Source organism: Paenochrobactrum pullorum (assembly GCF_041929845.1).
In the GTDB taxonomy this organism is placed as follows: Bacteria; Pseudomonadota; Alphaproteobacteria; order Rhizobiales; family Rhizobiaceae; genus Paenochrobactrum; species Paenochrobactrum pullorum.
Map to the genome: position 1 here is coordinate 199545 of NZ_JBHEEH010000002.1, position 18647 is coordinate 218191.

Sequence of the window (18647 nt, forward strand, 5' to 3'; positions counted from 1 at the left end):
GTCCCGTTTTTTTATATGCTTTTTCAGGCAAATGCTTTGCGGCGCGCCCGATAGGTGCGCAACTGCCATGTAGAGTGGCTAAGCAGTGCCGTAATCATGATGGCGCCGCCGGTGAGTGTGGCAGGGCTTGGCACTTCCTGAAAGATCATCCAGACCCAGATCGGCGCTAATATCGTTTCAAGTAAATAGAACATCGCAACTTCGGGGCCTGAGAGATAGCGTGGACCTGTTGCAAGACAGATGAAGGCGACAGGCAAAATCAATGCACCGTCAAGAGCTAACCATTTGATGTCGTTGATCTGATAGCCGGTTTTTGTCACCACGAAGTAAATTGCCACGGCACAGGGCAGGCAAGTGGCAACAATGGCCGCAAGTCCCATTTCTTTGTTGGTGGTGCGGCTGATGGTAATGGCTGTCGCAAGACAGGTGGTGGCAAGCAGTGCCACCATATCACCAAACCAGCCACCGGAAGTGACACCGTCGCTTACAATAATCAACACGCCTATAACCATGAAGAACATGGTGATGAAGGTTGCGCGTTGCGGACGTTCTTTTAAAAATACCCAGCCCAAAATGGCTGAGACCATCGGGTTGAGAGCAAGAATGAAAACCAGATTGGCGGTGGATGTATTAAAAACGGCGGTAACGAAACAAGTGGCGGAGATGCCATAGAGCAGGGCAACAATCAGGCCGGTTTTACCCGGTATCAATGTTTGTTTTTTGCCTGTCAGTAATGACCATACCGTCCATATGATGATGCTTGCGATAAAGGTTAATCCTGCGCGCACCATAATGACAGACCATGCATTGCCGTCTGCCAGTTTGATCAGCGGAATATCTACGGTTAAAAACAAGCCGCCTATCGCGGTGATGAGCAAACCCTTGGCATGATTGCCACTTTTCTGAACCGAGCCAGACAAATCTCCCCCTCATTATTTTTTGGATATTGCGCCTTTTCCTCAGATCGATGCGTTTGATCGAATTTTATGTAATTAATCCACGCGCTGCCAGCCGCGGGGCCCCAGTTGCTCCTGCGGACGAAAACGAATTTTATACTCCATTTTGCGCGAACCATTGACCCAATAGCCGAGATAGACATGCGGCAAGCCATATTGGCGCGCACGGTGCAAATGGTCGAGGATCATGTATGTGCCAAGCGAGCGCGAATGCAATTCCGGTTTGTAGAAAGAGTAAACCATCGAAAGACCGTCGGAAAGAACATCAGTAAGGGCAACCGCAATCAGCTCGCCTTCACCCTTTCCGGTGATGAAGCTATCGGGGCCACGGCGACGATATTCAATCATCTTGGTCGTGACGTGGGTATCCTCCACCATCATGGTGTAATCTTGAACCGACATGCCCGACATGCCGCCATCGCGGTGGCGCGCTTCGAGATATTCGTGAAACAGAGCATATTGATCGTTATTGGTGTCGGGATTATTGACCGTGCCGATCAGATCTTTATTATTTTGCCAGATACGCTTCATCGAACGGTTCATTTTGAAATCGTCGGCGATAATACGCACAGAGACGCAAGCCTGACAATTTTCACAGACGGGACGGTAGGCAATATTTTGTGAGCGCCGGAAACCGCCTTGGGTGAGCAGATCATTGATCTCGGATGCTTTGGAGCCGGTGAGATGTGTAAAGACCTTGCGCTCAACCTTATCTTCCAAATAAGGGCAAGGAGCGGGAGCCGTCAGAAAAAACTGCGGCGTGTTTTGAATGTGCTGGGTCATGTATTATCCGCGATAATTGCCAACACTGCCATCATAATAGTTGCCCGTTCTTAGATAAGTTCACCCTAATTTATTATTATATTATAATAAGATAAGCGGGATGAACGGCACTTTCCTCCCGTTTAAACTTATCTGCCTAGAATGATACGACTATTTAAAAGGTCAAGTAGGAATTGTTTTTTTAAACGCCATATGAGTTGGTTTCTTATCTTTAGCGTCTGTCCAACCGGTCAGAACGTACAACGACTGTTCCAAGCAACAGGTCATGAAGTGTACGTTTACGATCCAGAAACAGGGAGGCAAAGAGAATCAAAGGGGTCAAAACTGTATTGAGTGCCCAGAATAAAATGCTGTGAACGATCGCAAGCATGCTGTCCACGCGCAGACCATCAAGACGCATCAAACGGATATTCATTGCACGCATGCCCAAAGTTGCCTGTTGCTCACCGCCCATGGTGAAAGCAATATAACTAAGCGCAACCAACGGGAAAATGATGGCATAAAGCATCCAGCCAAGGCCGAGGGTTAAAACACCTAAAATGGCGATGATAATGGCTGCCGGAATGGTCAGCATGAAAATGATGGCATAGTCGATCAGAAAGGCAAAAATTCTGCGCGTACGTACGCCGTCAAATAACCGGTAATCGGTCAGTTGAGCGCCCTGCATGTCATTTGTGTATGTCTGATAAGACATGATCCATCTTTCATAAAAGCAGCCGCACCAATCGTACGGCTGTTTAAAGATGGTTCACTTATGCACCAATTTCAAGAGAATGTGTATGAACAGGCCAGCAATTCCGGCATTGGTTCAATTGCCGATATGCCAGCCCTGATGGATTTTCTCAGCTGCTTCAAAGGCATAATAGGTCAAAATACCATCACAACCTGCACGTTTAAAGGCCATCAGACTTTCCATCATCGCCGCTTCTTCATTGATCCAGCCATTGCGGCCGGCGGCTTTGATCATCGAATATTCACCGGAGACCTGATAGGCGAAGGTCGGCACATGGAAAGTGCTTTTCAAGCGATGGATAATATCAAGATAAGGCAGGCCAGGCTTGACCATCAGCATATCCGCACCCTCCATCAGATCTTGTTCGGCCTCGCGTACCGCTTCGTCTGTGTTGGCTGGTGAGATATAATAGGTTTTCTTGTCGCCCTTCAAAAGGCCAAGTGTGCCGATGGCATCACGGTAGGGGCCATAGAAAGCGGAGGCAAACTTTGTGGCATAAGACAGGATCGGAATATCCTGAAAACCATTGGCGTCGAGTGCATCGCGGATAAGGCCGATACGGCCATCCATCATATCGGAAGGAGCGATAATGTCGGTGCCGGCTTCAGCCTGTGCCAAGGCGCCTTTGACGATCATTTCTGCCGATTCATCATTGATGATGATACCTTCACGCAAAATGCCGTCGTGGCCATGGGTGGTGAACGGATCAAGGGCGGCATCGGTGATGATGCCCAGTTCCGGAACTTCTTTTTTAATCGCACGGATGGCGCGGTTAATCAGATTGTCGGGATGAGCGATATGGTTGCCGTCTTCGGTTTTTACATCGGCGCTTTCACGCGGGAAAGGGGCAATGGCGGGAATACCAAGTTTTGCAGCTTTTTCAGCCATGCGCACAGCCATATCAACCGAATAACGCGAAACGCCCGGCATGGCTTCAATCGGTTCTTCAACTTTTTCGCCACCGGTGAGGAAGAAAGGCAAAATCAGATCATCAACCGACAAGTGGTTTTCCTGCACCATACGACGTGACCAGCCGGTTTTACGCATACGGCGCAATCTGCGGCCCTGCGTTGCTTCGTCAATGGCCTTGGTGGTTGCGGATGGTGTTTTCATGGAAGCGGGCTTAGTCATTATCGGTCCCCCGGTAGATGATGGGATACAATGTCAAACTGCTGCAAAAAAATTGCGAGCTCATTTTGGCGTGAAAAAACAATAAAAAGAACCAGTCAATTCTTTTGTGATATGCGAGTCCGGTTCAATTGCCCCTTGCTTATCATGGGAAAACTGCATTATCCAAGGATTAATATTTTTAGCGGCATTGGCACAGTAAAGTTTGCTTTTTACTCCCGCAGTTTAAATCATGAGAGGAAAAAATGCAGATTAACTTTGGCGCAGACAATCAGATCCTCTTTGAACAGCATGGTACAATCGGCTTGATCCGGTTACAGCGGCCAAAATCTTTGAACGCACTTACCCATGAAATGATCAAGGCGATCAGGCGCGCTTTACAAGCATGGAAAGACGATCATTCCATCGCGGCTGTTTTGATTGAGGGCGAGGGGCGCGCTTTTTGTGCCGGTGGCGATGTGGTCGAGGTTTATCATCTTGGCCGTGAGGGCAAATATAAATTCCAGATGTTTGCCGACGAATATGCAATGAATGCAGAAATTGCATCTTTTCCAAAGCCTTATATTTCACTGCTTGATGGCATTACGATGGGCGGTGGCGCTGGTGTTTCGGTGCATGGAACACATCGTATTGTCACCGAAAACACCATGTTTGCCATGCCTGAATCTGCTATCGGATTTTTCACCGATGTGGGGGCGAGCGTTTTCTTGCCACCCTTGGAGGGCAATTTCGGTATTTATCTGGCATTGACCGGCAATATTATCCGCTGGGGTGATTGCTTGCAAAGCGGGATAGCCACCCATGCGATGAAAAGTGAACATTTAGCCGAGTTTCGTCGTGTTCTTTTTGCCACCGGTGATCTTGATCAGGCGCTGGTGCATCTGGATTATCCGGATTTTGAGACATCCGTCGATGATCGTGCATTGATTGCCGATTGTTTTGGGTTTGATACGCTGGCTGAATGTCTTTCAGCTTTAGAAGCTGTTGCCAAAGAAAACGTTTTTGCGGCTGATGCCCTGACTGTTCTGGCTAAACGTTCGCCGACAAGTCTGGCCGTTATTTTTGAGCAAATGAAACGCGCGAAGGTACTTGGATTTGATGAACGCATGCAGATGGAATATCGCATTGCTTGCCATATGATCAAGAAACCTGATTTTTATGAAGGTGTGCGGGCAGCATTGGTTGAAAAAGGCACGCAACCGGTTTGGAGACCGGAGAAACTGGAAGACGTGAGTGATGAAGATGTTGGCCAGTGTTTTTCTCCTTTAAGCCATGGGGAACTTGAGCTTTGATGCATGAAGAAAGATTGCGCCAAAGTTTGCGCCCCACATTGACTGAAACCGGCATGCTCTGGTTTGTCCGTTTGCTTGCGATTTATTCGATTGCGTGCGGTCTTTATTATTGGGTGCGGCTGATCGGTGTTTATCCGGGGCTGCTGTGGCGCTTTGATTTGATGCCTTGGCAGTGGCAAACCGCCTTTGTCGGGCTGGCGATTTTGTTTCCTGTTGCGGCAACAGGCTTATGGTTGCGTGCTGCATGGGGGCCGGTGATCTGGTTTTTCGCTGCCGCAATTGAAATCGGTATTTATAGTTATTGGTCGCGTCTGTTTGAATACAGGCCTGAAATTGTTGCTATCAATCTTGGTTGTATTTTGGTTTACATTATTTTGCGTGGTTTTTTGTTTTGGCAAAGAAGACAGCAAAATAATTTCCGTTTTACAGATTAGGTTCCGTCCGAACATTTAACGGGCAATTATGTGTCAGTTTTGCAACAAGTTGCAGGTACATTATAGAATTACACTTATGCAGAGGCGCGTTATGATGCTTGCCGCTTGAAACCTGCATGGCAGACATTATTAAGCCATAAAATAGGGTATGGATTTTTTCATATTTCGACATGCAGCGCAGGGGAGCGCGGGTCTGACAAGCTTTTTTCAAAGCTGTTGTTGAACTTCAGGAATTTGCAATAATTAAGTCCGGGGTTAAATCAGGCATGAAATCAGGAAAGACTACCGCTATGTCACAATTGGACAGACGCATGTTTTTGCGCGGTGCCGCCAGTCTTGGTGCAGCAGGGCTCGGGCTATCAATCGCCGGAACATCGGCTTTTGCGCAAAATGCGCTCAATGATATTATTTCTGCTCCGCGGCGTGGTAATTGGGATGATCAGTTTGATGCGCGTGCCAGCACCAGCAGCCATCAGCAAGTTGCAACCAACCAGCCTGTGATGAGCCCGCAGACAGTTTCCTATGTGCAGAATGCTATTTCACAATATAGCAATATTGCCATGCAGGGGGGCTGGCCGCAGGTGCCGGGCAACGCCAAGCTGAAACTGGGTACAAGCGATCCGGCAGTTTCTGTGTTGCGCAAGCGTCTGATGATTACCGGTGATTTGCCACAAAGTGCGGGATTATCTGCTTCATATGACTCATATGTTGATGCAGGTGTGAAGCGTTTTCAATCGCGTCATGGTTTGCCTGCTGACGGTGTAATGGGGCAATTTACCTATTCCGCCATGAATATTCCGGTGGATGTGCGCCTTGGTCAGTTGCAGACCAATCTTGGGCGTTTGAACGAAATTGCCAATGTCAACGAGCAGCGCTTTGTGATGGTCAATATTCCGGCTGCACTCATTGAAGCCAATGAAAATGGCCGCGTTTCACAGCGCCATACTGCGGTTGTCGGCAAGATTGACCGTCAGACACCGTTGCTTGTTTCCAAAATTCACGAAGTTATTCTCAATCCGTTCTGGACGGCACCGAAGTCGATTATCCTCAAAGATATTATCCCTGTGATGCGCAAAGACCCGACTTATCTGACGCGCAATAAAATCCGTCTCTATGATGCGCAGGGGCAGGAAGTGCCGCCGGAAAGCGTTGACTGGAACACGGATGAGGCTGTTCGCCTGATGTTCCGTCAGGATCCGGGCAAGATCAATGCGATGTCCTCGACCAAGATCAACTTCCATAACAATCATGCAGTCTACATGCATGATACGCCGCAACAGAGCTATTTCAACAAGATGATGCGTTTTGACTCGTCCGGTTGTGTGCGCGTGCAGAATGTGCGTGATCTGGATGTCTGGCTGTTGAAAAACACGCCGGGCTGGGATCGTCAGACCATCGAAAACACGATCAAGTCGGGCGAAAACCATCCGATTCTGCTTGCTGATCCGGTTCCGTTACATTTTGTCTATGTTTCGGCCTGGTCAACCGGCGATGGTGTCGTGCAGTTCCGCGATGATATTTATAAGATGGATGGTGCGGCAGAATTGGCAATCGGTACTGATGTCTGATTGGTTCTGAGCAAAATTGATCAAATCAAAGCCTGTGTGAGAATAAGTCGCACAGGCTTTTTTGTTTCTTTTGTCGGAAACCCGTTTTTCACGAAGCTTTGGATTGGCGCTTGTCGGGCAAATATGATAATCCGCGCTCTTACCAAGCAGCTTTGATCGGCAACCGGAGGGATTAAACCATGTCGCAGGCAAATCTAGATGCTTTTTTCAACAAGCCACTTGAAGAAGTTGATCCGGATATTTTTGGTGCAATTCGCAATGAACTTGGCCGTCAGCGCCATGAAATCGAGCTGATTGCTTCGGAAAATATCGTTTCACGCGCAGTTCTTGAAGCGCAGGGTTCAATTCTCACCAACAAATATGCTGAAGGCTATCCGGGCAAGCGCTATTATGGCGGCTGCCAATATGTCGACGTGGTTGAAGAACTGGCGATTGAACGTGCGAAGAAGCTGTTCAATGTTGAATATGTCAACGTACAGCCAAATTCCGGCAGTCAGATGAATCAGGCCGTTTTCCTCGCGCTGTTGCAGCCGGGTGATACATTCATGGGGCTGGATCTGAACTCCGGTGGTCACCTGACCCATGGTTCACCGGTCAACATGTCCGGTAAATGGTTTAATGTTATTTCTTATGGTGTAAGCGAAGAAGATCACCTGATCGATATGGATGAAGTTGAGCGTATTGCGCGCGAAACCAAGCCTAAGTTGATCCTTGCAGGTGGTACTGCTTATTCCCGCGTTTGGGACTGGGAACGTTTCCGCAAAATTGCTGATGAAGTCGGCGCTTATTTGATGGTTGATATGGCGCATATTGCTGGTCTTGTGGCCGGTGGCCAGCATCCGTCACCAGTGCCGCATGCGCATGTTTGCACCACCACGACGCATAAATCCCTGCGTGGCCCGCGTGGCGGCATGATCATGACCAATGATGCCGATCTGGCCAAGAAGTTCAATATGGCTGTATTTCCTGGTCTTCAGGGTGGCCCGCTGATGCATGTGATTGCCGGTAAGGCGATTGCATTGGGCGAAGCTTTGCAGCCTGAATTTAAAACCTATGCCAAAAATGTGGTCGATAATGCCCGCACATTGGCAAAGGCTTTGCAGGGCAGCGGCCTTGATATCGTTTCTGGCGGCACGGACAACCATTTGATGTTGGTTGACCTGCGCCCTAAAAACGCAACCGGCAAGCGTGCTGAGGCTGCTCTTGGCCGTGCTAACATTACCTGTAACAAAAACGGTATTCCTTTCGATCCTGAAAAACCTTTTGTCACTTCCGGTATCCGTCTGGGTACGCCGGCTGGTACAACCCGCGGCTTTGGCGCAGCAGAATTTACTGAGATTGGTAATCTGATCGGCGAAGTGCTGGATGGTTTGAAAGCTTCCAACTCCGACGAAGGAAATGCTGCTGTTGAGGAAGCTGTTAAGAACAAGGTCGTAAGTTTGACCGAACGCTTCCCGATGTATGGTTATCAGGGCTGATTTTTAAGTGACTGATTGATTGCAAATCCCCGCGTGATCTGATTGGTTGCGCGGGGATTTTCTTCTCCACATTATTTTGCCGCGAAGATTATGTGCTGGGTCGTTGATCGGTTATCTTGGGATACCAGAATCACAAGCAGTATTTATGCTGAGCGGTTATGAAAGATTGCCATGCGCTGTCCTTTTTGCCAGTCTGATGACACACAGGTTAAAGATTCCCGCCCCGCAGAGGATGGTGCCGTTATTCGTCGCCGTCGTGTCTGTCCGGTCTGTGCGGGGCGTTTTACCACTTTCGAGCGCGTCCAGTTGCGCGATTTGATGGTGCTGAAAAAGAGCGGTCGAAAAGTGCCTTTTGATCGTGAAAAACTTACGCGTTCCATTCAGGTGGCTCTGCGCAAGCGTGATGCCGATCCGGAGCGCGTGGAGCGCGCGATATCAGGCATAGTGCGCCAGCTCGAGAGTTCAGGTGAGGCGGAAATCCATTCCGATGAAATCGGTCGCTTGGCTATGCATGCATTGAAGGGCATTGATGATATTGCCTATATCCGTTTTGCATCTGTCTATCGCAATTTCAGCGAAGCACATGATTTTCATAATGTGATTGACGAGCTGAATGATGATGCGTCTGCAGCTCCGGCTGTGAAACTTTCGGACGATTAAATGTCGGATAGTGAAGGGCTTTTTGAAGATAAAATTACGGCGCAAGATTTGCGTTTTATGGCGGCTGCGATTCGTTATTCGCGGCGCAATCTCGGATTGACCTCCACAAATCCGTCGGTCGGCACATTAATTGTCAAAGATAATGGTTTTGGCCCTGTCATTATCGGACGCGGTGTAACCGCCCTTGGCGGACGTCCACATGCAGAACGTGAAGCATTGCGTGAAGCGGGCGAAAATGCGCGCGGCGCTACCGCTTATGTGACATTAGAGCCATGCGCCCATCATGGCAAAACGCCGCCTTGTGCCGAAGCACTCATCAGTGCCGGAATTGCGCGTGTGGTGGCGGCTGCCAATGACCCCGATGATCGGGTGAGCGGCAAAGGCTATGCAATGCTGCGTGCAGCGGGCATCGAAGTGCAGGAAAATGTGCTTGGAAAAATGGCGGCCAATCAGCTTGCAGGATACCTCGTTCGTTCTTTTAAGAAACGTCCGGAAGTTATTGTAAAATTGGCACTTTCTTTTGATGGTTTTATCGGTGTTGACGGGCAGGGGCAGGTGCCAATCACCGGTTCTGTTGCCCGTTCACAAAGTCATTTGATGCGTGCGGAGACGGATGCCATTTTAATCGGTATCGCAACGGCGCTGGAAGATGATCCGGAGCTTACTTGTCGTTTGGATGGTATGGCGCATCGCTCGCCAATCCGCATCGTGCTGGATAGCGCTTTGCGTTTGCCGCTATCCTCAAAGCTGGTGCAGTCGGCCGCGCGCGTGCCGTTATGGATTGCTTGCGGCGTTGATGTGCCACTTGAAAAGCGCATTCAATATCAAAATGCCGGGTGTCATATCATTGCAACCGATACAAGCGAAGGTGTGATTGCCTTGCCGGAATTGCTCAATGATTTAGGCGAGCTTGGCGTTGCCACTTTACTGGTGGAGGGAGGCGCTTCGATTGCGGCCTCATTCCTGCGTGAAGGTTTGGTTGATCGTTTGGCGCTGTTTCAGGCACCTGTCAAAATTGGTGCGGGTGGTATTCCTGTTCAGGGTTTACAACACTATATAGAGACTGAATTTACATTGTTACGCAGTGCTGATTTTGGTGCTGATCATTATGCAGAATATGTGAGGAAGTGCTGATATGTTTACGGGTATCGTCACAGATGTGGGTAAAGTGGGGCGCATTAAACCTTTGAATGAAGGTGTCTTGCTGCGCATTGAAACAGCCTACGATCCGACGACAATTGAACTGGGTGCTTCCATTGCTTGTTCAGGTGTTTGTCTGACTGTGGTTTCCTTGCCTGAAAAGGGTAGCAATGCCCGTTGGTTTGAAGTGGAAGCATGGGAAGAGGCATTGCGTCTGACGACTATTTCTGAGTGGAAGGCTGGTACGCCGATCAATCTTGAACGCTCATTGAAGCTTGGCGACGAGATGGGCGGCCATCTGGTTTCCGGCCATGTCGATGGCAAGGCAGAGATTATTGCATGCGAAGAAGAGGGCGATGCTGTTCGCTTCACCTTGCGGGCGCCGGAAGCCTTGGCTCCATTTATTGCCCAAAAAGGTTCAGTGGCGCTGGATGGTACGTCTTTGACTGTCAATGGTGTTGATGGTCATGAGTTTGACGTGCTTTTGATCCGTCATTCGCTCTCTGTCACCACTTGGGGTGAGCGAAAAGTGGGTGATTTGGTCAATATTGAGATAGATCAGCTGGCCCGCTACGCGGCACGTCTTGCACAATTTTCAAAATCGGCTTAGAGCCTGTTTAAAATTGGCGCAGCCTGTTACCGGCATGCCGTATTAATGAATTAACGCATCCCGAAAACTGTAAAACGGTTTTTGGGTAAAATGCGTTTTTGTATCAATAGAGCATTTAAGAGGAAGTCTAAATACTCTAGCAAATAAGGTATGCTGTTTTTCAGCATGGGTTATAATGAGATTTTACAAGAAGTTTTGGAGCGCGTAATAATGACATCCTCTCATGATGGGCAACCTGTAGCCTCCGCTCCACGTACAGCAAATAAGCGTGGCGTTGCACGTTTGGCCGCCGTGCAGGCACTTTATCAAATGGATGTGGCCGGAACGGGTATTTCGGAAGTTGTAGCCGAATATGAAGCTTTCCGTTTGGGCAAAGAAGTGGATGGCACACAATATCTGGATGCCGATCCGCAATGGTTCCGCGCAATTCTGGCCGGTGTTGTGGCCGAACAGCGCGTGATTGACCCGATGATTCACGAAGCGTTGAACGAAGATTGGCCATTATCACGCCTTGATTCTACTCTGCGAGCCATTTTGCGTGCCGGTATTTGGGAATTGAAAAACCGCAAAGATGTTCCGACTGCGGTGATTGTTTCGGAATATGTTGATATTGCCAAGGCTTTTTATGGCGAAGAAGAGCCAAAACTAACCAACGCTGTATTGGATCGTCTGGCCTTTACATTGCGTGGCGAAAGCCGCGGTGCGGTCAACCGCAACAAAAGATAATATCTGCTGCCAGCATTAATAGCTGGCGAAGCTGCCTTTGGCGCTTCGCTTAAGTTCAGCTTGACCTTTGGTTCCAAGTTCCGCATCTTTCATCTGTAACGGCATGTGAAAGATGCGGAAATGATGGATTGGAACAAGTTTTTGTCTTTTCTCATGAAATTTCAAATCCATTAATCAAATGATGGCCTGATCAGGGTTTATCATCAAGGCTCTCTCATGCCGATAAACCGATCCGCTTAAAGGCAAACGGATCGCAAGGAAATGGGAGTTGGCTTAATGGAAGTTGGCATAGGGGTTCTTCTTCTTGTTATCGCATGCGGCTTATTTTCAGTGGTTTATGCCGTATTTGCGACCCGTTCAGTTCTTGCAGCAGATCAGGGCAATGCCCGGATGCAGGAAATTGCCGGTGCCATACGTGAAGGCGCGCAGGCTTATCTGACACGACAATATACAACAATAGCAATTGTGGGCGCGGTGGTCTTTCTGGCCGTATGGTATCTTCTTTCCATCACAGCCGCCATCGGCTTTCTGATCGGTGCGGTGCTTTCAGGTGTTACCGGTTTTATCGGTATGCATGTCTCGGTGCGTGCCAATGTGCGCACCGCGCAGGCGGCATCATTTAGTCTGGCCAGCGGCTTGGAGCTTGCTTTCAAGTCCGGTGCAATTACCGGCATGTTGGTGGCGGGATTGGCGTTGCTTGGCGTGTCGCTTTATTATTTCGTGCTGACTTATTATCTGGGCTATGCACCCTCTGACCGTGTAGTGATTGATGCGCTGGTATCACTCGGTTTTGGTGCTTCGCTGATTTCCATTTTTGCGCGATTGGGCGGCGGTATTTTCACCAAAGGTGCGGATGTCGGCGGTGATCTGGTCGGCAAGGTGGAAGCTGGTATTCCTGAAGATGATCCCCGCAATCCCGCAACCATTGCCGATAATGTCGGCGATAATGTCGGTGACTGTGCCGGTATGGCAGCGGATTTATTTGAAACCTATGCGGTGACAGTCGTTGCAACCATGGTGTTGGCAGCGATTTTCTTTGGTGGTGGCGATCAGCTTGCCATCATTATGCTTTACCCATTGGCGATTTGTGGTGTCTGCGTTTTAACATCAATTGCCGGCACATTTTTTGTCAAACTCGGTGTATCCGGCTCAATTATGGGTGCGCTTTATAAAGGGCTGATCGCAACAGGCATTCTGTCGGTTCTCGGTATTGCTGTTGCCAATATGCTGACCATTGGTTGGGGCGAGGTGGGTGTTGTGGATGGGCAGATCATCACCGGTACCAATCTGTTTATCTGCGGTATTATCGGATTGATTGTCACCGGTTTGATTGTGGTGATTACCGAATATTATACCGGTACCAACAAGAGACCGGTCAATTCCATCGCGCAGGCTTCTGTGAGTGGTCACGGCACCAATGTTATTCAGGGGCTGGCAGTCTCGCTGGAAGCAACAGCATTGCCGGCATTGGTAATTGTTGGCGGTATTATTGCCACCTATCAGTTGGCAGGTCTTTTCGGTACAGCAATTGCCGTTACTGCGATGCTGGGCATTGCCGGAATGATTGTGGCGCTTGATGCATTCGGGCCGGTGACAGATAATGCCGGTGGCATTGCAGAAATGTCCGGTCTTGATGGTGAGGTTCGCAAGGCAACCGATGCACTGGATGCGGTGGGCAATACGACCAAAGCGGTCACCAAAGGCTATGCGATTGGTTCGGCCGGGCTTGGGGCATTGGTGCTCTTTGCAGCTTACTCTAATGATCTGGCTTATTTTGCCGCGCATGGTGACCAATATCCGTATTTTGCCAATATGGGCGAAGTGTCGTTTGATCTCTCCAATCCTTATGTGGTGGCGGGGTTGATTTTTGGCGGGCTTATTCCCTATCTCTTTGGCGGCATGGCCATGACCGCGGTGGGGCGGGCGGCCAGTTCTGTGGTGCATGAAGTGCGCCGTCAATTCCGCGAGCATCCGGGCATCATGACCGGTGAGGAACGGCCTGATTATGCGCGTGCAGTCGATATTCTAACCAAAGCAGCTATCCGAGAAATGATACTGCCATCTTTGTTGCCGGTGCTTGCTCCATTGGTAGTTTATTTCGGTGTATTGATGATTTCCGGCTCCAAATCGGCGGCTTTTGCAGCGCTCGGCGCTTCTTTACTCGGTGTGATCGTCAATGGCTTGTTTGTGGCCATTTCCATGACATCAGGTGGCGGCGCGTGGGATAATGCCAAGAAAAGCTTTGAGGACGGCTTTACCGATAAAGACGGTGTGCTGCATTTAAAGGGATCAGAAGCACATAAAGCATCGGTCACCGGCGACACTGTAGGCGATCCTTATAAGGATACGGCAGGGCCTGCGGTTAATCCGGCGATCAAGATCACCAATATTGTGGCGCTGTTGCTTTTGGCGGTGCTGGCGCATTCGGTGTGAGGGACTGAAATAATAAAAAACCCCGCTTTTTAAAGCGGGGTTTGACAGTTTTGTCGATTATTGACGTATCAGCCGCCTGGAAGCGAAGTCGGTGCCTTGCTTACACCTTGAATAACCTGTGTGAGGAAGGTTTGATCTTTACCGCCTGTTGGTGTCGTGCGGGAGATGAAATCAAATAATTTGCCGTCTTGCAGGCCATAATTGGCAATCTTGCTGACTTTTTCATCTTTATCAAAATAGATTGCGAGAATCTGTCGATCGGTAATTTTAGGCGGCATAAATTGAGCCGCACGGTAACGTTTTTGTGAAATATAATAGAATACTTCATTATCAAACGTGGCAGTCGAGGATGGAGTACCCATCGCCATCATAACCTGTTCACGGCTTGAACCGACCGGAATGGAATCCAGTGCTTCTTTATCGAGTACATAGCCTTCGGTCATTATTTCAGACGGGTTCAGGGTTGATGCGGTATTACATCCTGCTAAACCTGCTGATAAGAGAACCACAGTGCTAGCAAGCATCGCGCCTCTTGTTCGGGGGCTTGTTAAAAATCGCTGCAACAATGACATCTCCATGATCTAAATCAGGGCGGCACTTTCGCCGTTAAAAGAACTTCGGTAAACCACCTTGCAACTGGATGCAATAAGAACGGTCGCTAGATTATGATTCTTCAACTTTTTCGACGTAAATCGAAGGCTAATGAAGCCATTAAACTGCATATTTATGAAAATATCGTGTTGGCAACACGTCAAAAATATTTTTATGCACAGTTTCAGGTGCCAGATACGCCGCTTGGTCGCTATGAAATGTTGTCGTTACATATGTTTTTGACCCTTCATCGCTTCAAATCAGATAATATCGAAAATAAAGCGCTTACCGCGCTGGGGCAGGACTTGGCTGATGAATTCTTTAAAGATATTGATCATTCATTGCGTGAATTCGGTATTGGTGACCAATCTGTGCCAAAACGCATGAAAAAATTGGCGAGGATGTTTTACGGTCGTGTCGGCTCTTATGGAGCCGCACTTGATTCTAATGATCGTGAAGCTTTAAGCATTGCCTTGGCACGCAATATACAGCCTGATCTTGAAAACTGGCCGCAAGCGGACGACCTTTGTAGGTATGTGTTTGCGAGTCGTGATCATTTGTCAAAATTGCAGGATCAGGATATTGCAGCAGGCAATCTAACATTTTTGAATGCGGAAGATTTAAAATCGACCGTGCAAATTGAGACAGCATAATGCGAGAAGCAGTTTTGAGTTTTCCGGTTTCGGTGCAGCATGTGCCCCAGAAAGGCATTGAAGTGACACTGAAAAGCGACGACAATGAGCGTGCGGCTTTGGCTGAAGCCCACGGTCTGGATCGGGTTTTGGCCTTTTCTGCCGGTTTTACCATTACGCCCTGGAAAAAGAGCGGCATTAAAATTCGTGGTAAAATTCAGGCGCATATCGTGCAGGCTTGTGTCGCTACATTGGAGCCGATTGAGAATCAGATCGACGAAGATGTCGAAATTGTGCTGGTGCCGGAGCATTCACGCCTTGCCCGAGTTCCGCTGGATGAAAGCGGTGAAATGCTGATTTCAGCCGATGGTCCCGATATTCCAGAAACTTTTTCGGGAGATAAAATTGATATAGGCGCAATTGCTGAAGAGTTTTTTGATCTGGCAATTGATCCTTATCCGCGCAAAAGCGATTTGGCTGATTCTGTTATTGTCAGTGTTGGCGAGGTCGAAGACGAGAGCGACAGTGACACTGTCTCACCATTTGCAAGTCTTGGGAATTGGCAGAAGAAGAACTGAATTAAGCTATTTGCCAAATTTAAGTTGTATGGCGGTGTAAAAAAGCTATTTTCGCGTAAATCTTAAAGCGTGATCGCTGATTTTTTGTAAAAAGCTATACGAGCAACAGGGACCGCACAGGACATTCCAGAGTGATAAGAATTTCGATTGACGCCATGGGTGGCGATTTTGGCCCTGAAGTAGTCATACCCGGAGCGGCAACTGCGCTTGAGCGTCATCCGGATATCCGTTTTGTAATTTATGGGCTGGCAGAGCAGGTAGAACCGGTTCTGGCCAAATATCCTAAACTTCAGGCCGCATCCAAGTTTCGCGTCAGTGAAATGGCAGTGCGTATGGATGAAAAACCGGGGCAGGCTTTGCGCAATGGTCGGGGAAAATCGTCGATGTGGCAGGCACTTGAGGCCGTTAAAGACGGTGAAGCGGATGCTTGCGTCTCGGCCGGCAATACCGGTGCGCTGATGGCGATGTCCAAGTTTTGTCTGCGGATGATGCCGCAGATCGAGCGTCCGGCAATTGCAGCAATCTGGCCGAATTTGCGCGGCGAGGGCATTGTGCTGGATGTGGGGGCAACTATTGGTGCCGATGCGCCGCAATTGGTCAATTATGCAGTGATGGGTGCCGGAATGGCGCGCGCACTTTTTGAAGTGAAGCGTCCGACGGTTGGCCTTCTCAATGTGGGCGTTGAGGATGTGAAAGGTCTTGATGAAATCAAGGAAGCCGGACAGATCCTGCGGGATACACCATTGGACGGCCTGGAATATTATGGCTTTGTTGAAGGCAATGATATCGGTAGCGGCACGGTTGATGTGGTGGTGACCGAAGGATTTACCGGCAATATCGCACTTAAAACAGCTGAAGGAACTGCTCGTCAGATTGCAACACTGCTGCGTCAATCAATGAGCCGGACATGGCTTGCCAAAATCGGTTATTTGTTTGCCAAAGGTGCTTTTGATCGCCTGCGCGAGAAAATGGATCCGAACAAGGTCAATGGCGGCGTGTTCTTGGGGCTCAATGGCGTCGTGATCAAAAGTCACGGTGGTGCGAATGCCGATGGTATCGCTGCTGCCATCGAAGTGGGCTATGATATGGTGCGTAATAAACTTTTAGAGAAAATTACCGCAGATCTGTCGCATTTCCAGCATAGCGCTCCCGTCAATACAAAAGTGGAAGAGGCTGGCATGTCTGATGAAAATCAGGCGTGACCGCCCGGATTTAATGTAAGAAACTTGGCGTTTTTCATAAATAATGCTAGCTGAGATCAGCTGAGTTAATTTCGTGAAAAAAGCATACAGGCTATAGAGCCTATGACTTAATGATAAGCGCTCCCCCATCAGGGATGTCGATGTCTTGGAAAATGGAAAAAGCGATGATCAGATCTGTCGTTAAGGGTATCGGAACCGCACTGCCGGAGCGTATCGTTAAGAATTCTGACTTGGAAAATATGGTTGAAACGTCGGATGAGTGGATTGTGCAGCGCACAGGTATTCGTCAGCGTCATATTGCCAATGAAAATGAAACAACGGTTTCGCTTGGTGCGGCTGCAGCACGTGCTGCATTGGAAAATGCCGGCCTGACACCTGATGATATTGATCTGATTGTTGTTGCGACTTCCACACCTAATAATACATTTCCGGCCAGCGCTGTTGAAATTCAAAAAGAACTCGGTATGACACATGGCTTTGCATTTGACATGCAGGCTGTTTGCTCCGGTTTCATTTATGCGATCAGCACCGCTGATCTTTATATCCGCGGCGGTATGGCTAACCGCGTTCTGGTGATTGGTGCTGAAACCTTCTCACGTATTCTCGATTGGAATGACCGCAGCACTTGCGTTCTTTTCGGCGATGGTGCCGGTGCGGTTGTGCTTGAAGCCGGCGAAGGTAAGGGTTTGACCTCGGATCGCGGTATTCTGTCGTCCAATTTGCGCTCCGATGGTTCGCACAAGCACAAGCTTTTTGTGGATGGTGGCCCTTCAACCACACAGACCGTTGGTCATTTGCGCATGGAAGGCCGTGAAGTTTTCAAACATGCAGTTGGTATGATCACCGATGTGATTGAAGCTTCATTTGAAGAAACCGGTCTGACTGCTAATGATATCGACTGGTTTGTGCCGCATCAGGCTAATAAACGCATTATTGATGCTTCGGCCAAAAAGCTGAACATAGCTGATGAGAAAGTTGTGATCACCGTTGATCAACACGGCAATACTTCTGCGGCGTCAGTGCCATTGGCATTGGCAACTGCAGTAAAAGATGGCCGTATCAAACAAGGTGATCTGATCCTTTTGGAAGCCATGGGCGGTGGTTTTACTTGGGGCGCGGTGTTGTTGCGCTGGTAAAGTTACGGTTTAATTTCTGTCGCGTGAAAATGGCTGCTTGACCAAAACCATTTTATTTGTGTAACCTGCTGGCAGTTAAGGATAATATTAGTCCAACGCTAACCAGGTAGGTTCCGTCATGGGGGGTAAGACAGTCACACGCGCAGATCTGGCAGAGGCTGTTTACCGTAAGGTAGGTCTTTCGCGCACAGAGTCAGCAGCACTTGTCGAAATGATTCTCGATGAAGTGTGTGATGCAATTGTGAATGGAGAAACCGTCAAACTTTCATCTTTTGCCACTTTTCAGGTGCGCGAGAAGAATGAACGTATTGGCCGCAATCCGAAAACCGGCGAAGAAGTTCCCATTTTGCCGCGCAGGGTTATGACATTCAAGGCTTCCAACGTCTTGAAGCAGCGTATTCTTGAAGAGCACCAAAAGCGAAACAAGCAGGCTGCAAGCGCGAAATAATTAGCTGCAATCCATATTGCCCATTAACAGCGTGCTTAAATGCTTGCCTGTAAATAGTTGATATTGCATGTTCATTATATAAATGATTCGTATGGTTTTTAGCGGTTGATGTGACATTT

Annotated in this window: 19 protein-coding genes; 14 read left to right on the forward strand and 5 right to left on the reverse strand. The window is 48.7% G+C overall.

Annotated elements, in window-relative coordinates; all coding sequences use genetic code 11:
* Nucleotides 1-23: 23 nt before the first annotated feature.
* From JNC77_RS07160 to hemB, 4 genes are all read right to left on the reverse strand, one after another.
* Nucleotides 24-920 carry a DMT family transporter gene (locus tag JNC77_RS07160; RefSeq protein WP_374830894.1) on the reverse strand — a complete coding sequence of 299 codons (897 nt, stop codon included), beginning with the start codon at nt 918-920 and terminating at the stop codon, nt 24-26.
* 72 nt (nt 921-992) lie between these two features.
* Nucleotides 993-1739, reverse strand: coding sequence for an arginyltransferase (locus JNC77_RS07165; protein WP_374830896.1), 747 nt, complete (start codon nt 1737-1739; stop codon nt 993-995).
* 211 nt (nt 1740-1950) lie between these two features.
* Entirely contained in the window at nt 1951-2433 is a 483-nt protein-coding gene (locus JNC77_RS07170) for an RDD family protein (protein WP_374830898.1), read from the reverse strand.
* A gap of 114 nt (nt 2434-2547) precedes the next feature.
* Nucleotides 2548-3603, reverse strand: a complete 1056-nt coding sequence (gene hemB, locus JNC77_RS07175; protein ID WP_374830900.1) for a porphobilinogen synthase — start codon at nt 3601-3603, stop codon at nt 2548-2550.
* 242 nt (nt 3604-3845) lie between these two features.
* On the opposite strand from hemB, the gene JNC77_RS07180 reads away from it, so the two are divergent.
* The 9 genes from JNC77_RS07180 (at nt 3846) to JNC77_RS07220 (ending at nt 13941) form a co-directional block, all read left to right on the forward strand.
* Nucleotides 3846-4892 carry an enoyl-CoA hydratase/isomerase family protein gene (locus JNC77_RS07180; RefSeq protein ID WP_374830902.1) on the forward strand — a complete coding sequence of 349 codons (1047 nt, stop codon included), beginning with the start codon at nt 3846-3848 and terminating at the stop codon, nt 4890-4892.
* On the forward strand, nt 4892-5326 hold the full coding sequence (locus JNC77_RS07185) for a DUF6163 family protein (protein ID WP_374830904.1): 435 nt from the start codon (nt 4892-4894) through the stop codon (nt 5324-5326). The genes JNC77_RS07180 and JNC77_RS07185 overlap by 1 nt, the downstream gene beginning before the upstream one ends.
* Before the next feature lie 266 nt (nt 5327-5592).
* Nucleotides 5593-6894 carry a L,D-transpeptidase family protein gene (locus JNC77_RS07190; RefSeq protein WP_374830906.1) on the forward strand — a complete coding sequence of 434 codons (1302 nt, stop codon included), beginning with the start codon at nt 5593-5595 and terminating at the stop codon, nt 6892-6894.
* Nucleotides 6895-7073: 179 nt separating this feature from the next.
* A complete protein-coding gene (glyA, locus tag JNC77_RS07195) occupies nt 7074-8372 on the forward strand; it encodes a serine hydroxymethyltransferase (protein WP_374830908.1) in 1299 nt (432 codons plus the stop codon).
* A 171-nt stretch (nt 8373-8543) separates the two neighbouring features.
* On the forward strand, nt 8544-9032 hold the full coding sequence (gene nrdR / locus JNC77_RS07200) for a transcriptional regulator NrdR (RefSeq protein WP_374830910.1): 489 nt from the start codon (nt 8544-8546) through the stop codon (nt 9030-9032).
* Nucleotides 9033-10166, forward strand: coding sequence for a bifunctional diaminohydroxyphosphoribosylaminopyrimidine deaminase/5-amino-6-(5-phosphoribosylamino)uracil reductase RibD (ribD, locus tag JNC77_RS07205; RefSeq protein WP_374830912.1), 1134 nt, complete (start codon nt 9033-9035; stop codon nt 10164-10166).
* A 1-nt stretch (nt 10167) separates the two neighbouring features.
* Nucleotides 10168-10782 carry a riboflavin synthase gene (locus JNC77_RS07210; RefSeq protein WP_374830914.1) on the forward strand — a complete coding sequence of 205 codons (615 nt, stop codon included), beginning with the start codon at nt 10168-10170 and terminating at the stop codon, nt 10780-10782.
* A 210-nt stretch (nt 10783-10992) separates the two neighbouring features.
* A complete protein-coding gene (nusB, locus tag JNC77_RS07215) occupies nt 10993-11508 on the forward strand; it encodes a transcription antitermination factor NusB (protein WP_374830916.1) in 516 nt (171 codons plus the stop codon).
* Nucleotides 11509-11784: 276 nt separating this feature from the next.
* The gene (locus JNC77_RS07220) at nt 11785-13941 is read left to right on the forward strand and encodes a sodium-translocating pyrophosphatase (RefSeq protein ID WP_374830918.1); all 2157 of its coding nucleotides are present in this window, start codon (nt 11785-11787) and stop codon (nt 13939-13941) included.
* A gap of 68 nt (nt 13942-14009) precedes the next feature.
* Here JNC77_RS07220 and JNC77_RS07225 read toward each other — a convergent pair whose 3' ends face one another.
* Nucleotides 14010-14507 carry an outer membrane protein assembly factor BamE gene (locus JNC77_RS07225; protein WP_374830920.1) on the reverse strand — a complete coding sequence of 166 codons (498 nt, stop codon included), beginning with the start codon at nt 14505-14507 and terminating at the stop codon, nt 14010-14012.
* A 99-nt stretch (nt 14508-14606) separates the two neighbouring features.
* Between JNC77_RS07225 and JNC77_RS07230 the strand changes: the two genes are divergently transcribed.
* The 5 genes from JNC77_RS07230 to JNC77_RS07250 all read left to right on the forward strand — a co-directional run bounded on the left by JNC77_RS07230 (nt 14607) and on the right by JNC77_RS07250 (nt 18528).
* Nucleotides 14607-15185 carry a ubiquinol-cytochrome C chaperone family protein gene (locus JNC77_RS07230; protein ID WP_374830922.1) on the forward strand — a complete coding sequence of 193 codons (579 nt, stop codon included), beginning with the start codon at nt 14607-14609 and terminating at the stop codon, nt 15183-15185.
* Complete coding sequence (locus JNC77_RS07235; protein ID WP_374830924.1) at nt 15185-15742, forward strand: DUF177 domain-containing protein; 558 nt, start codon at nt 15185-15187, stop codon at nt 15740-15742. The genes JNC77_RS07230 and JNC77_RS07235 overlap by 1 nt, the downstream gene beginning before the upstream one ends.
* Nucleotides 15743-15873: 131 nt before the next feature.
* Nucleotides 15874-16944 carry a phosphate acyltransferase PlsX gene (gene plsX / locus JNC77_RS07240; protein ID WP_374830926.1) on the forward strand — a complete coding sequence of 357 codons (1071 nt, stop codon included), beginning with the start codon at nt 15874-15876 and terminating at the stop codon, nt 16942-16944.
* Between the two features lie 164 nt (nt 16945-17108).
* Nucleotides 17109-18080, forward strand: a complete 972-nt coding sequence (locus tag JNC77_RS07245; protein WP_374831145.1) for a beta-ketoacyl-ACP synthase III — start codon at nt 17109-17111, stop codon at nt 18078-18080.
* A 118-nt stretch (nt 18081-18198) separates the two neighbouring features.
* Nucleotides 18199-18528, forward strand: a complete 330-nt coding sequence (locus JNC77_RS07250; RefSeq protein WP_374830928.1) for an integration host factor subunit alpha — start codon at nt 18199-18201, stop codon at nt 18526-18528.
* Nucleotides 18529-18647: the final 119 nt, after the last annotated feature.